Raw genomic sequence first — 13,809 nt, 5'->3', positions numbered from 1 at the left:
TTTGAACCGTACGCCTAAAATAGGGTTTTGGGTCGCGATGTTTATCGCGACCTTTGTCTTCTCAGCCCTTGCCGCTCTGTTTATGGCGGCACCTTCCCTCAACGTGTTGCAAGTGTGGCAAGACCCGTATTACCGCCACGTCACTCAGTTCAGTTTTTACCAATCATTGTTATCAACGCTGTTAAGTGTAGGTTTAGCGTTGCCGGTAGCACATGCGTTGTCTAAACGCGATTTCAAAGCGAAAAATTTGCTACTTAAGTTGTTTAGTTCGACGCTAGTTTTGCCAGTGTTAGTTGGCGTTTTTGGCTTACTCGCCATTTATGGTAATTCAGGGCTAATGGCTGATTGGCTTGCTCAGTTTGACCAAGCGTTGCCCTTTTCGATCTATGGACTAAACGGAATTTTACTCGCGCATGTCTTTTTCAATTTACCTTACTCGGCGAGGTTATTGCTGCAATCATTGGAAGCTATCCCACAAGAACAACATAAGTTGTGTGCGCACCTTGGCATGAGCCAGTGGCAAAAATTCAAATGGGTTGAATGGCCGAGATTAAGACAGCAGCTTCCCCATGTGTCAGGCTTAGTGTTTATGCTTTGCTTTACTAGTTTTGCCACGGTAATGGCGTTAGGCGGCGGTCCAAAATCAACCACCATTGAGCTTGCGATCTACCAAGCAATTAAATTCGATTTTGATTTACAAGCCGGTGCTTTGTTAGCTATTTGGCAAATGTTGCTGTGTGGTATTTTAGCGTTAGCAATCCAAAAATTAGCAAAGCCTGTTGCGGTCACTGCGGGGGCGACCACAACGCAGCGTTACTTGGTTAAAGATAATCTTGCTTGGCGAGTGTGGGATGGGGCATGGATAACCTTAGCAGTACTGCTGGTGGTTCCACCATTGTTCATGGTGGTGATAAGTGGCATGAACATGGAAATCATTCACGTGTTGTCGGATGAGCGTTTTTGGCTGGCATTATTTGCATCGTTAAAGGTTGCGATGGTGGCGAGTGTCATTTCTCTTTCGGCTGGGATTGCGATTTTAACCACCAGTCGTCGTTTACGTTTAAATGCGAGAAATAGCCGCGCCGATCAAATTGAATTGTTAGGCACCATTATTTTAGTGACTCCGGGATTGGTAATTTCAACGGGTTTATTTTTACTTCTACGCAATTTTACCGATGTGTTTAGCATGGCGTTTTTTATTGTAATAGCGGTCAATGCGTTGATGGGATTACCGTATGTGATCAAAACGTTATCACAACCGATGTTACAGATTGAGCAACAATACCAGCATCTAGTAGCAAGTTTAGGCTTACGCGGCTGGCAGCGCTTTAAAGTCGTCGAATGGCGAGGATTAAAAAAACCAATGGCTCACGCGTTCGCCCTCAGTTTTATGTTAGCAATTGGTGACCTTAGCGCAGTGGCTTTGTTTGGTGGGCAAGAGTTTAGAACGCTGCCACTTTACTTGTTTCAACTGCTCGGTAGCTACCAGATGGAAGCCGCAGCGGTGGTATCACTAACGTTACTTATTTTGAGCGTGGTTTGCTTCACATTGATAGAAAAACTGTTTAAATCGGATGCAAAGGTGAATGATGCTAAGCGTTAATCGAGTCCATTATACTTATCATAACGAGCCGTTTGATTTTGATCTTAAGGTTAAAGCGGGCGCTATTCTCGCGTTGATGGGACCAAGTGGCGCAGGTAAGTCGACTTTGCTGGCTTTGATGGCCGGTTTTATTGAACCGCTCAGCGGCGAAATTACTGCGGTAGGGCAGTCATTGGTAGGTAAAGCACCACATCAACGCCCAGTAGCGATGTTATTTCAAGAACACAATTTGTTTGCCCATTTGACGGTACGAGAGAATATTGGCTTAGGCTTACATCCGGGGTTGCGATTGACACCTGAACAGCAGGAAAAAGTTGAAAGTGCTGCGCAGCAAGTTAGCGTAACAGAGTATCTTGATCGTTTACCTGAGCAGCTTTCTGGTGGTCAACGGCAGCGGGTTGCTTTAGCGCGTTGTTTTGTTCAACCTCACCAAATTTGGCTGTTAGATGAGCCGTTTTCTGCACTGGATCCGTTGTTACGTGAAGAGATGCTTGCTTTAGTTAAGCAATTGGCAGCGGAGCGAAAGATTACGGTAGTGATGGTCACGCACCATATTAGTGATGCTCGTTCGATAGCGACGGATTTTGCGTTTATTAATAATCGCTGTGTTGAAGTGGTTGATGAGATCACTGCGCTTTCTGCACAGCATGCTAATCCTGCTTTGGCTGCCTTTGTAAAGGCAGGAAATTAGTCGGGTGGAGTCTTGTTAGCAAATAAAAAGGTTGCCGTAAGGCAACCTTTTTCAACTCACCTCTATAGAGGCTTGCTGACAACGAAATCAATAACTTTGCAGTTAAATACCTTCGTCATTCAACTCTTTTAGCACTTGGAAAATTTCGCGATAAGCTTTAAGTGGCTTATTTGATGCTTTTTCTTTTGCTGCTTGACGCGCCAGTTGGCGTAGACGTTGACGATCCGCTGTTGGGTATTGGTTCACCACATCAGCAATCGCTGCATCGCCTTCTTCAACGACACGATCACGTAGTTGTTCAAGTTTGTGCAGCACCGCGGTATTTTGCGAGTGTTTGTTGCGAATCTTATCGAGTGCCGCTTGGATTGGCTCTGGATCTTCATAGCGCATCAGTTTGCCGATACGTTGCAGTTGACGGCGACGAGCTTCATTCTTAAAGCGTTGTGCATCTTTAATTGCTTCAGCGAGCTCTTCGCTTAGAGGGAATTTTGCTAGAGTTGATGCTTTTAGACCGATCAGCTCTTCGCCCAATTTTTGCAATTCTTCCATATCGCGTTTCATCTCAGATTTACTAACCCAGATGATCTCTTCTTCCGGTTCCCATGGCGCTTTTTGATTTTTGCGTGCCATCTGTTTTGCCTTATTTGACTATCTATTCCTCTATTTTAACAAGAAACGTGGGGAGAAAGCGAAATTCTTGTTATCCTAGATGCAATACCCATGACTATTTAGAAGAAATATGGACGTAAAAGAGCAAGTCGCTCAGCAGCGCGCTGAGCTAGAGGCTGCAGTAGCGAGAGCGCTGGAGATGGCAGCAGTAAAAGCGGATGCTGCTGAAGTTGCCATTACTAAGTCGACTGGTTTAAGTGTTTCTACTCGCATGTGTGAAGTGGAAAACGTTGAATTTAATAGTGATGGTGCACTTGGTATTACCGTTTATCGTGGTCAGCGTAAAGGTAGTGCATCAACATCGGACTTAAGTGAAAAGGCAATTCAACAAACGGTTTTAGCGGCATTGGATATCGCTCAATACACTTCTGAAGATCCGTACGCAGGACCTGCACCAAAAGAGTTAATGGTACAAAATATTCCTGATCTTGACCTTTTCCATCCTGACACACCTGATCCTGATTACGCTGCGCAAGTGGCGATTGCCGCTGAGCAGCGCGCACTCTCTGTTAGCAGTAAAATCAAACAGAGTGATGGTGCAAGTTATGACAGCCACTATGGCGTTAAAGTCTATGGTAACAGCCATGGCTTATTAGCAAGCTACGCTAGCAGTCGTCATAGCACAAGTTGCTGTGTGATTGGACAAGGTGCTAATGGTGAAATGGAGCGTGACTACAGTTATACCATTGCACGCCATAAAGATGATTTATGGGCACCTGAAAGAGTTGGGCAAATGGCAGCTGAAAAAACGGTTAGCCGTCTTGATGCTAAACGTTTATCAACGGGTAAATACCCGGTAATGTTTGCTGCTGATGTGGCGACAGGCTTACTTGGTCACTTAATTATGGCGATCAGCGGTGGCAATTTGTACCGTAAATCTTCCTTCTTACTTGACCATTTAGGTAAGCAAATTTTGCCAAGCTGGTTTAATGTTTCAGAGCGTCCTCATGTATTACGTGGCTTAGCATCTAGCCCATTTGATAGTGAAGGTGTATACACTCGCGATCTTGAAATCATTACAGACGGTACACTGGCGACTTACCTGTTGACGAGTTACGCAGCACGAAAAATGAATATGACCCCAACCGGTCATGCTGGTGGTATCCATAACTGGTATGTGAAATCTACCGGACAAAGTTTAGAGCAGATGCTGAAAGAGCTGGGCACCGGTCTGCTAGTTACGGAAGTTATGGGTCAGGGCGTAAATGTCGTGACAGGCGATTATTCGCGTGGTGCTGCGGGCTTTTGGGTGGAAAATGGTGAAGTGCAATATCCTGTATCGGAAATCACCATTGCTGGTAATTTAAAAGACATGTTCCAGCAAATTGTCGCTGTGGGTGATGATGTTGAAACCCGCTCGCAAATTCAAACGGGTTCAATCTTGCTTGAGTCGATGAAAATTGCTGGTGAGTAGTTTTTAATTAAGTGATTCAAAGTATAAAAAATCCCGAGTACAGTTAGATGGCTCGGGATTTTTGTTGTTTGAAAGCTAAGAGGTGAAATTATTCACCCCATTGAGCTTCAAACCAGCTTTCCAGAATGATCACTGCTGATTGGCAGTCGACATTGCCTTTCGATAATGCTTTGTAGCCACCCATCGCAAATAAGTCGGCACGTGCTTCGGTGGTCGATAACCTTTCATCGTGCAACTCTACTAGAACGCCAAATCTGCCATGCAGTCGTTGGGCAAACTTTTTCGCTCGCGGAGCTATGGTCTCTAGATCTTTGCCATGTAAATCAGTTGGAAGCCCAACCACGACTAAATTTGGCTGCCATTCTTTGATTTGCTTTTCGATATCATCCCAATTTGGGATGCCGTCATTGGCTTTAAACGCTTTCAGTGGTGAGGCGGTGCCAGTGATTTCTTGACCAATGGCACTACCAATACTTTTAGTACCGTAATCAAAAGCCATGATGGTTCTGTGGGACATAATTATTTCTTCTAATGAGTAGCTTATTTCAAATTACAACGTGAGATCAGGCATGACCAATGTCACTAGAAAGTTGTGCGATATCAAAGCCTAATATCTGCACTGCTTTTTGCCAGCGATCGTTGACAGGAGTTTCAAATATCACGCTCGGATCAGCCTCTATGGTTAGCCATGAATTCTCTGCCAATTCCACTTCGAGCTGCCCTGCTTCCCAACCAGAATAACCAAGTGCAACCAAGTAATGATTGGGCTCAGCTTCGGTGCCTAACACGCCTAGAATGTCTTTCGAGGTGGTGACAGAGATATGGTCGGTCATCTGAATGCTCGACTCATAACTGTCTTTAGGTTGATGAAGGATAAAGCCACGGTCTTCTGCAACGGGACCGCCGTTAAGTACTGGCATCGCGAGACTTTCAGTGCTTCGCTGTGGATGAACGGGCTGACCGTTAACTTGCTCCAACATTTTACCCACGGTGATTTCAATCGGTGAGCTAATCATCAAGCCCATTGCGCCTTCATGATTATGCTCACAAATGTAGATTACGCTGCGCTTAAAGTAGGGATCTTTCATCCCCGGCATGGCGACCAAAAAATGGTTAGTTAAGTTCATAAGTATCCAGCCTTATGTCAAACCTAGTAGGGGGGGAGATCCCCCCGTTGGGTTCTATTTTTTAACTCGACGTTCAATCGCATCCATTAGCTTACCAGTGATGGATATATCGAAAGCAGCTTCGATTTCACGGATGCAAGTTGGGCTCGTTACGTTGATTTCTGTTAGTTTGTCGCCAATAACGTCTAGGCCAACAAAGATCAGCCCTTTTTCTTTAAGTGTAGGCGCTACAGCTTCAGCGATCTGTTTATCTGTCTCACTTAATGGACGAGCTTCACCTCGACCGCCTGCTGCAAGGTTACCACGTGTCTCCCCCGCAGCTGGGATACGCGCTAAGCAGTAAGGCATTGGCTCGCCATCAACCACTAGAATGCGTTTGTCGCCGTTGCTGATATCAGGAACGAACGTTTGTGCCATCGCATAGTTTTGACCAAGGTTAGTCAGAGTTTCAATTATTACTGAAACGTTTGGATCGTTTTCTTTTACGCGGAAAATTGATGCTCCACCCATACCGTCAAGCGGTTTTAAGATCACATCACCATGCTCTTCGCGGAATGCTTTAATTTTTTCCGCTTTACGTGTCACGATAGTTGTCGGGGTCAGTTCTGGGAACCAAGCAGTAAAGAGCTTTTCATTGCAATCACGCAGGCTCTGCGGTTTGTTTACAATCAGAGTCCCTTCAATCTCAGCGCGCTCTAAAATGTAAGTTGCGTAGATGTACTCTGTATCAAACGGTGGGTCTTTACGCATTAGTACAGCGTCAAGGTCAGCCAGTTTGATGGTTTGTTCAGATTTGAATTGGTACCAGCCAGTTGGATCTTCTTTTAACTCAACCACTTTTGTATCTGCAATGGCAACACCCTGTTCAAGGTGTAGATCATTCATTTCCATGTAGTGGATTTCATAGCCACGACGCTGTGCTTCTAGCAACATCGCAAAACTAGAATCCTTTTTAATGTTGATGGACGAAATTGGGTCCATCACAATGCCAAGTTTAATCATGAACTTCTCCGGTTAGCCAAGATCGCCAAAGCGAACTTGCAGGGCTGTAATTGCTGTCAACGCTGCGGTCTCAGTGCGTAATACGCGAGGACCAAGCAGTGTTTCTTCAAATTGGTATTCTTGTGTCATATCGATTTCTTGAGCAGATAAACCGCCTTCAGGACCGATAAGTAGACGAACTTTTTCAATAGGGCTAGGCAGCGTGTTGATCGAATATTTTGCACGAGGGTGTAAGTTGAGCTTTAGACCATCGTATTCTTCAGCGCACCACTCTTCTAGCTTCATTATCGGGCGGATCTCTGGAATTGTGTTGCGACCACATTGCTCACAGGCACTGATTGCGATCTTCTGCCATTGCTCTAGCTTCTTCTCAAAGCGTTTATGATCGAGCTTCACGCCACAGCGCTCTGAAATGAGAGGTGTAATGGTATTCACGCCTAACTCAACAGATTTTTGAATAGTAAACTCCATCTTGTCACCACGTGATACCACTTGACCTAAATGAAGATCGAGTGGTGATTCACTGTTGCGTTCGACACGTTCAGTCAGTTTGACTTCAACTGATTTTTTCGATACCGACGCGATAACGGCTGGGAACTCTGCACCACTGCCATCAAACAACAACACCTGTTGACCTTCTTGCATGCGCAATGCTCGACCAATATGACCAGCGGCATCGTCGCTCAATGCGATAACGCCAAGTGTGTGAATAATTTCAGGATGATAAATTCGAGGAATTCGCATGGGGTATTAGTTCCAGCTGGGTTGAGATATATAGAGACTAACATGGATGCGTTAAGTCGAAAAAACAAGGGTAGTCTCTAGTGAGTTAAATTGTTAACTAATTGGCTAAGTTACTGCTTTCGGCAGGCCTCAACGACAAATGTGTTGTTGTTGCCTTGTATTTTAGCGATGTGTTTGTCGCGTTCGCATTCCCAACGTTGCGCTGGGTACTGTTTATTCCAAGCTAACATTAGGTTGTTTTGTTGCTTAGAAAGTGTAAAGCCATATTCTTGGCTCATATATAAATAGGTGCGGGCTATCGAGCCACGAGCACGATCTGGCGGCATGACTTTACGTTGCTTAAAGTTGACCTGCATTTCGCAACGACCATAAGTGACGCCATCTAAACCATTCCATTGACTGAAGTTGTAATTTGAACGATCACCATTCACTTCACCAATTGCGGGAGTAAGATTGTGCAGATCGGCTTCCATCATACGAAACTGAGGGTATTTCTTTTTCGAGCACTCTTTGCGTCCACCATCTTGCCAGCATTGCATTTGATGACCAAATTGCCATGCTGGCACGACATGCTCCCATTCAATGCGGGTTGCACGAACTTTTTGTGTTTGTTTACGAATTTTGTAGCCACATGCATCTAGATCAGGAGTGCCTTTTTTACCTTGCCAATTGATTTCACAGCCGCAGTAAAAACTGGTTGAGTAATCCAATTCTCTTTCTAGATCTTTATAGATATTTACCGCTTCACGTTTCGCCGCAGAAAAGGAGCTTGGCGGTGCAGCAACGACACTACTTGCTGCGAAAACAAGTAACAGACAAGAGATTTTACGCATGGAAAAGTCTTATATAAGGATGATGTTTTGCATGATATCACCCAAATAAACACTTGTTAGCTGATAATTATACTAATTGTATTAAAGCGTAATTTAGCTGAGTTGCTTACCAGTAAAGGTGAGTAACTGCTTACATTGCTGGCATCGGTAGCTCGATTGAGCGCGCAGTACTTTATTGTGTCGACGAATACTCAGTGGGTAAAGGGTGCACTGACATTGGTATTCGAAGGTTTTCCCTTTCACCGAATCAACGGCAAAGCTATGTGTGGTTCTTGCCGGAATATGAAATACCGCTTCCATTACGCCTTGCCATTCTTTGCCATGTGGTCGCACACGACCATACACTTGATAAGTGATCAAGTGAGCGACTTCATGGGGGATTACTTCATCGAGAAATGCTTGTGAATTCTCAGTAAACAATACTGGATTAATGCGAATTTCATTGAGTTGCAAGTAGGCTTTACCCGCGGCTTTGCCACGTAATTTAAAGCTCATACATGGCTTAGGGAAAACACATGTGAATGCCTGTTCGGCTTGCAAAATACATTGAGCCACTTTTTGCTGGGCTCGATAGCGAAGTTCTAGATCCACAACCACTCCAATAAAATAAGCCCAACACTGTGGTTGGGCTGAAGTGATAATAACGTGAAGTGGTGGCGCTGTTAAGACTGATGTTTCTTCTTGATCACTTCGTGATAAGCATGCCATGTTCCATAGCCAAGAATAGGCATAGTAAATAGCATTCCTATTCCGTAGGTAGCAAAGCCAATTAAAATCCCGCCACAGATTATTGCTGCCCAAACAATCATTGCCGGAATGTTAGAACGTACAGCATTAAAGCTGCTAAAGATTGCGGTCATAATATCGACCTGTCGCTCCATCATCAGCGGAATTGAGAAAGCTGAGATGCTGAAGACGGCGCATGCCAGTACAAAACCGACCATTGAACCGATGACTAGAAATGGTAAGAATTCAGCTAATGGGGCGCCTTGCACTGATGGGTAAAGGGCATGTAGTAGTGCGGCAATCCGCATCCAGAAGATCATACATACTGCAAGTAACACTGCGAATGCCCATTGCGAGCTAGAATTTCGTCCTATGGCTTTAATCGAATGGAACAGGCTAGCACTGCGCCCTCTTTCTCTTTCCCAACTGGCGTCATAGAGACCGAGTGCGAGGAAAGGACCAATTAACATATACACCACTAAGCTTGGCATAATTACTAAATGGGTTCCCTGCCATTGAATTAGTAATACGATGCCAACCGCCGCAGCCATAAAACACAGCCCATAAAAGGCACTGATAATAGGCATACGTACAAAGTCATTAAGCCCTAAAGCGAGCCAATGGAAAGGCGAACTCATACTTACTGTGTTGCATGGAAAGGTTCGAGCGTACTCATGGTTGGGTACCTCTCTTTTCTCACTTTTTAAATCTGACGGGTTCACGGTTCGAGGCATGACTCCTCCTTGATTGTCTCTCACGGATGCCACTATCGATTTGTGGCTATGGTTGATGTCGAGCTAACGTTTAGGACACCTTATTGTCGTGAGCCGCATCGTAGGTTTTACGTCAAAATGATATTTAACATTATTGTAACTATTGGCGTAGATGAGAGAATTTACAAATTATTTCGGAATAGTCTTTGATTGAAGAGAATGGTGATAGGCAGATATAAAAAGCCCTCGCATAGGCAAGGGCTTGGAAATAGCAGAGAGTCAGTCGATTACTTTAGACCAGAGAACTCACGTAGTAGTGCTGCTTTGTCAGTCGCTTCCCAAGGGAATTCTTCACGACCAAAGTGACCATAAGCCGCTGTCTTCTTGTAAATCGGTTGCAGCAGGTTTAGCATTTCTTGTAGACCATATGGACGCAAGTCGAAGAACTGACGAACCGCTTCAATGATGATGTTGTGTGCTACTTTTTCAGTACCAAACGTTTCAATCATGATTGAGGTTGGATCAGCAATACCGATTGCGTAAGACAGTTGAATTTCACAACGGTCAGCCATACCAGCAGCGACGATGTTTTTCGCCACATAACGTGCAGCGTATGCTGCAGAACGGTCTACTTTCGATGGATCTTTACCAGAGAACGCACCGCCACCGTGACGAGCTGCGCCGCCGTAGGTATCGACGATAATTTTACGACCAGTTAAACCACAGTCACCCATTGGACCACCGATAACAAAACGACCGGTTGGGTTGATGAAGTATTGAGTATCTTTGCTCAACCATTCAGCAGGAAGAACAGGTTTGATGATCTCTTCCATTACTGCTTCACGTAGGTCTGGCGTAGAAATTGTGTCACAGTGTTGAGTTGATAGAACTACTGCATCAATACCGACGATTTTACCTTGATCGTATTGGAATGTTACCTGTGATTTTGCATCAGGGCGCAACCAAGGTAGTGAACCGTTCTTACGTACTTCCGCTTGGCGTTGAACTAAGAGGTGTGAGTAAGTGATTGGAGCAGGCATTAGCACTTCAGTTTCGTTACAAGCGTAACCAAACATGATGCCTTGGTCACCAGCGCCTTGTTCTTTAGGATCGGCTTTATCAACGCCTTGGTTGATGTCTGGAGACTGTTTACCGATAGTGTTTAGTACAGCACAAGAGTTTGCATCGAAACCCATGTCTGAGTGTACATAACCAATTTCGCGAACAGTTTCACGAGTCAGCTCTTCGATATCAACCCATGCTGAAGTGGTGATTTCACCACCTACCATGACCATACCCGTCTTCACGTAAGTCTCACATGCTACACGTGCTTTTGGGTCTTGCTCTAAGATCGCATCAAGAACAGCATCAGAGATTTGGTCTGCAATTTTATCTGGATGGCCTTCTGAAACTGACTCAGAAGTAAATAGGTGCTTAGCCATGTGGACTCCATGTTTGTAAGGGATACAGTGTTTATGGCCTGTATTAAAATAGTCTTAAGCTTTGTAGGTGTTTCTACATCTAGACGTCTATTTTAAGTTCGCCAGTTCTAATTACAAGCTATTTTTTATCATTACAAGAAACCAATCGATTGCGTCATTCTTGTATCAACCTTCTAACTTAGGCGAAACATACGAGAAAAATGCAAATAATAGTGTGTTTTATGCTTGGAAAACGTTTGCAGTGATCTAGGTGCTTTGAGAGAATACTCACCATTATTTCCCGTAATATTAACTCGCTTACTTACACTCAGGATCAGACATGTCTTCTCGTAACGTTCTTTCGAATAAAGAGCTCGCTAATGCAATCCGTGCCCTAAGCATGGATGGTGTTCAACAAGCTAACTCTGGACACCCAGGCGCACCAATGGGTATGGCCGATATCGCTGAAGTTCTTTGGCGCTCTCACCTAAACCACAACCCAGCAAACCCAGAGTGGGCTGATCGTGACCGTTTCGTACTGTCTAACGGTCACGGCTCAATGCTGATTTACTCTTTGCTTCATCTTAGTGGTTACGAGTTATCAATTGACGATCTGAAAAACTTCCGTCAACTGCACTCAAAAACCCCGGGTCACCCAGAGTACGGTTATGCACCGGGTATCGAAACGACCACGGGTCCTTTAGGTCAAGGCATCACTAACGCGGTTGGTATGGCGTTGGCTGAAAAAGCACTCGCGGCTCAGTTCAATAAAGAAGATCATGACATCGTCGACCACTTCACTTATGTCTTCATGGGTGATGGTTGTTTGATGGAAGGTATCTCGCACGAAGCATGCTCTTTGGCGGGAACATTGGGTTTAGGTAAACTGATTGCGTTCTGGGATGACAACGGTATCTCTATTGACGGTCACGTTGAAGGCTGGTTCTCTGATGATACACCTAAGCGTTTTGAAGCTTACGGCTGGCATGTTATCCCTGCGGTAGACGGTCATAATGCTGACGCAATCAATGCAGCTATTGAAGCGGCAAAAACAGATCCTCGTCCAACATTGATTTGTACTAAAACTATCATCGGTTTTGGTTCGCCAAACAAATCAGGCTCACACGATTGTCACGGTGCTCCTTTAGGTGCAGACGAAATCGTAGCAGCGCGTGAATTCCTAGGTTGGGAGCACCCTGCGTTTGTTATCCCTGAAGATATTTATGCGCAGTGGGATGCAAAAGAAGCTGGTGCAGTTAAAGAGGCAGCTTGGAACGATAAGTTTTCGGCATACGCAGCGGCATACCCTACTGAGGCGGCTGAGCTTAAGCGTCGTTTGAACGGTGAACTTCCGGCTGAGTGGGAAGAGAAAGCAAACCAAATTATTACTGATCTTCAAGCTAACCCTGCAAACATTGCATCGCGTAAAGCATCACAAAATGCACTAGAAGCATTTGGTCAAATGCTTCCTGAATTCATGGGCGGCTCTGCTGACCTAGCGCCTTCTAACCTAACTATGTGGTCAGGTTCTAAGTCTCTAGAAGCAAGCGATTTCGCAGGTAACTACATCCATTACGGTGTACGTGAGTTCGGCATGACAGCTATCATGAACGGTATTGCGCTTCACGGTGGTTTTGTCCCTTACGGCGCAACATTCCTAATGTTCATGGAATACGCACGTAACGCAATGCGCATGGCTGCTCTGATGAAAATTCAGAATATACAAGTGTACACGCACGACTCTATCGGTTTGGGTGAAGATGGTCCAACACACCAACCTGTTGAGCAAGTTGCATCGCTACGCTTAACGCCAAACATGAGCACATGGCGTCCATGTGACCAAGTTGAATCAGCAGTGGCTTGGAAGCTGGCTATTGAGCGTAAAGACGGCCCAACGGCTCTGATCTTCTCTCGCCAAAACCTAGCACAACAAGAGCGCAGCGCTGAGCAAGTAGCTGACATCGCTAAAGGTGCTTACATCCTAAAAGACTGCGCAGGCAAGCCTGAGTTGATCCTAATTGCGACCGGTTCTGAAATTGAACTAGCGGTTGCAGCGGCTGACAAGCTTACCGCTGAAGGCAAGCAAGTACGTGTTGTTTCAATGCCATCTACCGATGCATTTGACAAGCAAGACGCCGCTTACCGTGAATCTGTACTTCCATCAGACGTCACTGCGCGTATTGCAATTGAAGCGGGCATTGCGGACTTCTGGTACAAGTATGTTGGTTTTGATGGTCGTATTATCGGTATGACTTCATTTGGTGAATCTGCACCAGCTGATCAACTATTCGAAATGTTTGGCTTCACGCTTGAAAACGTATTGAATACAGCCAACGAATTACTTGCGTAATGATGCAAGTATAAATCGTCGATAAAGTAAAAAACCGAGCGGAAAAGCTCGGTTTTTTTATGTCTACTCTAATTCGCAGCCTTTGTTATCCAGCGTTTTTTGCCCGCAAACTTTACACTGAACACGCCTGTCCATGTCGTAGTAGTTACCGCCGTTAATAAAAGAGTGCATAAGTAACTTAATACGACCCAATATTGACTTGTCGGTATCGTAACGACTTGGCTTACGAACCAGCACCTCACTATGTGCGGTATCTGCCTGACATTTATTGCAAAAGTACGAAGTTGGAAATGAAAACATATCCGATTCCTTTGGTTGATAAATAGTTAAACAAAACCGCCAAAAGGCACCAAGTACTTTACGTCAGATTAACGGTGACAGGTGTAAATTGATAGTTGCATCAAGTATTACATAAGTGTACAGCTGAGGCGTGCGTGATATGCCACTCTTTTGCTGCTTATACAAAGGAGATGGAGTAACATCGGTCACGTGTTACACAATAATAATATAGGCGAT

14 protein-coding genes are annotated in these 13,809 nt (G+C 44.8%); 4 read left to right on the top strand and 10 right to left on the bottom strand.

The genetic code is table 11. The features are described from left to right. Position 1 precedes the first annotated feature (1 nt). Positions 2-1,603, top strand: coding sequence for a thiamine/thiamine pyrophosphate ABC transporter permease ThiP (gene thiP / locus L4C38_RS17295; RefSeq protein WP_428798801.1), 1,602 nt, complete (start codon positions 2-4; stop codon positions 1,601-1,603). Next, complete coding sequence (gene thiQ, locus L4C38_RS17290; RefSeq protein WP_428798829.1) at positions 1,590-2,294, top strand: thiamine ABC transporter ATP-binding protein; 705 nt, start codon at positions 1,590-1,592, stop codon at positions 2,292-2,294. The genes thiP and thiQ overlap by 14 nt, the downstream gene beginning before the upstream one ends. Before the next feature lie 102 nt (positions 2,295-2,396). Here the strand turns inward: thiQ and yjgA are convergent, their stop codons facing one another. Continuing rightward, positions 2,397-2,924, bottom strand: coding sequence for a ribosome biogenesis factor YjgA (yjgA, locus tag L4C38_RS17285; RefSeq protein ID WP_428798800.1), 528 nt, complete (start codon positions 2,922-2,924; stop codon positions 2,397-2,399). 109 nt (positions 2,925-3,033) lie between these two features. On the opposite strand from yjgA, the gene pmbA reads away from it, so the two are divergent. Continuing rightward, the gene (gene pmbA / locus L4C38_RS17280; protein ID WP_428798799.1) at positions 3,034-4,377 is read left to right on the top strand and encodes a metalloprotease PmbA; all 1,344 of its coding nucleotides are present in this window, start codon (positions 3,034-3,036) and stop codon (positions 4,375-4,377) included. A gap of 88 nt (positions 4,378-4,465) precedes the next feature. Here the strand turns inward: pmbA and ruvX are convergent, their stop codons facing one another. The 8 genes from ruvX to metK all read right to left on the bottom strand — a co-directional run bounded on the left by ruvX (position 4,466) and on the right by metK (position 10,964). After that, positions 4,466-4,894: a Holliday junction resolvase RuvX gene (gene ruvX / locus L4C38_RS17275; protein ID WP_428798798.1), complete on the bottom strand. Its 429-nt coding sequence runs from the start codon at positions 4,892-4,894 to the stop codon at positions 4,466-4,468. A gap of 46 nt (positions 4,895-4,940) precedes the next feature. After that, positions 4,941-5,504, bottom strand: coding sequence for a YqgE/AlgH family protein (locus tag L4C38_RS17270; protein WP_428798797.1), 564 nt, complete (start codon positions 5,502-5,504; stop codon positions 4,941-4,943). A gap of 54 nt (positions 5,505-5,558) precedes the next feature. After that, positions 5,559-6,506, bottom strand: a complete 948-nt coding sequence (gshB, locus tag L4C38_RS17265) for a glutathione synthase (protein WP_428798796.1) — start codon at positions 6,504-6,506, stop codon at positions 5,559-5,561. A 12-nt stretch (positions 6,507-6,518) separates the two neighbouring features. Beyond that, entirely contained in the window at positions 6,519-7,250 is a 732-nt protein-coding gene (gene rsmE / locus L4C38_RS17260) for a 16S rRNA (uracil(1498)-N(3))-methyltransferase (RefSeq protein ID WP_428798795.1), read from the bottom strand. A gap of 110 nt (positions 7,251-7,360) precedes the next feature. Next, positions 7,361-8,083 carry an endonuclease gene (locus L4C38_RS17255; protein WP_428798794.1) on the bottom strand — a complete coding sequence of 241 codons (723 nt, stop codon included), beginning with the start codon at positions 8,081-8,083 and terminating at the stop codon, positions 7,361-7,363. Positions 8,084-8,176: 93 nt separating this feature from the next. After that, positions 8,177-8,674, bottom strand: coding sequence for a SprT family zinc-dependent metalloprotease (locus tag L4C38_RS17250; protein WP_428798793.1), 498 nt, complete (start codon positions 8,672-8,674; stop codon positions 8,177-8,179). A gap of 71 nt (positions 8,675-8,745) precedes the next feature. Beyond that, a complete protein-coding gene (locus tag L4C38_RS17245; protein ID WP_428798792.1) occupies positions 8,746-9,543 on the bottom strand; it encodes a DUF2189 domain-containing protein in 798 nt (265 codons plus the stop codon). 266 nt (positions 9,544-9,809) lie between these two features. Next, entirely contained in the window at positions 9,810-10,964 is a 1,155-nt protein-coding gene (gene metK, locus L4C38_RS17240; RefSeq protein WP_428798791.1) for a methionine adenosyltransferase, read from the bottom strand. Positions 10,965-11,283: 319 nt separating this feature from the next. Here metK and tkt point away from each other — a divergent pair, with 319 nt between their 5' ends. Continuing rightward, positions 11,284-13,293 carry a transketolase gene (gene tkt, locus L4C38_RS17235; protein WP_428798790.1) on the top strand — a complete coding sequence of 670 codons (2,010 nt, stop codon included), beginning with the start codon at positions 11,284-11,286 and terminating at the stop codon, positions 13,291-13,293. A gap of 63 nt (positions 13,294-13,356) precedes the next feature. Here tkt and L4C38_RS17230 read toward each other — a convergent pair whose 3' ends face one another. After that, positions 13,357-13,593 carry a hypothetical protein gene (locus tag L4C38_RS17230; RefSeq protein WP_428798789.1) on the bottom strand — a complete coding sequence of 79 codons (237 nt, stop codon included), beginning with the start codon at positions 13,591-13,593 and terminating at the stop codon, positions 13,357-13,359. Positions 13,594-13,809 lie beyond the last annotated feature (216 nt).

Origin of the sequence: Vibrio kasasachensis (assembly GCF_050337565.1) — a bacterium.
GTDB classification, from domain to species: Bacteria; Pseudomonadota; Gammaproteobacteria; order Enterobacterales; family Vibrionaceae; genus Vibrio; species Vibrio kasasachensis.
Note: the sequence above shows the minus strand (reverse complement) of the source record. Positions and strands in the feature narration are given on the sequence as shown.

Coding starts and splice junctions, on each gene's coding strand:
- L4C38_RS17245 (WP_428798792.1), bottom strand. CDS start 9,543: ATGCCTCGAACCGTGAACCCGTCAGATTTAAAAAGTGAGAAAAGAGAG.
- gshB (WP_428798796.1), bottom strand. CDS start 6,506: ATGATTAAACTTGGCATTGTGATGGACCCAATTTCGTCCATCAACATT.
- thiQ (WP_428798829.1), top strand. CDS start 1,590: ATGCTAAGCGTTAATCGAGTCCATTATACTTATCATAACGAGCCGTTT.
- tkt (WP_428798790.1), top strand. CDS start 11,284: ATGTCTTCTCGTAACGTTCTTTCGAATAAAGAGCTCGCTAATGCAATC.
- ruvX (WP_428798798.1), bottom strand. CDS start 4,894: ATGTCCCACAGAACCATCATGGCTTTTGATTACGGTACTAAAAGTATT.
- L4C38_RS17270 (WP_428798797.1), bottom strand. CDS start 5,504: ATGAACTTAACTAACCATTTTTTGGTCGCCATGCCGGGGATGAAAGAT.
- metK (WP_428798791.1), bottom strand. CDS start 10,964: ATGGCTAAGCACCTATTTACTTCTGAGTCAGTTTCAGAAGGCCATCCA.
- yjgA (WP_428798800.1), bottom strand. CDS start 2,924: ATGGCACGCAAAAATCAAAAAGCGCCATGGGAACCGGAAGAAGAGATC.
- rsmE (WP_428798795.1), bottom strand. CDS start 7,250: ATGCGAATTCCTCGAATTTATCATCCTGAAATTATTCACACACTTGGC.
- L4C38_RS17255 (WP_428798794.1), bottom strand. CDS start 8,083: ATGCGTAAAATCTCTTGTCTGTTACTTGTTTTCGCAGCAAGTAGTGTC.
- pmbA (WP_428798799.1), top strand. CDS start 3,034: ATGGACGTAAAAGAGCAAGTCGCTCAGCAGCGCGCTGAGCTAGAGGCT.
- L4C38_RS17230 (WP_428798789.1), bottom strand. CDS start 13,593: ATGTTTTCATTTCCAACTTCGTACTTTTGCAATAAATGTCAGGCAGAT.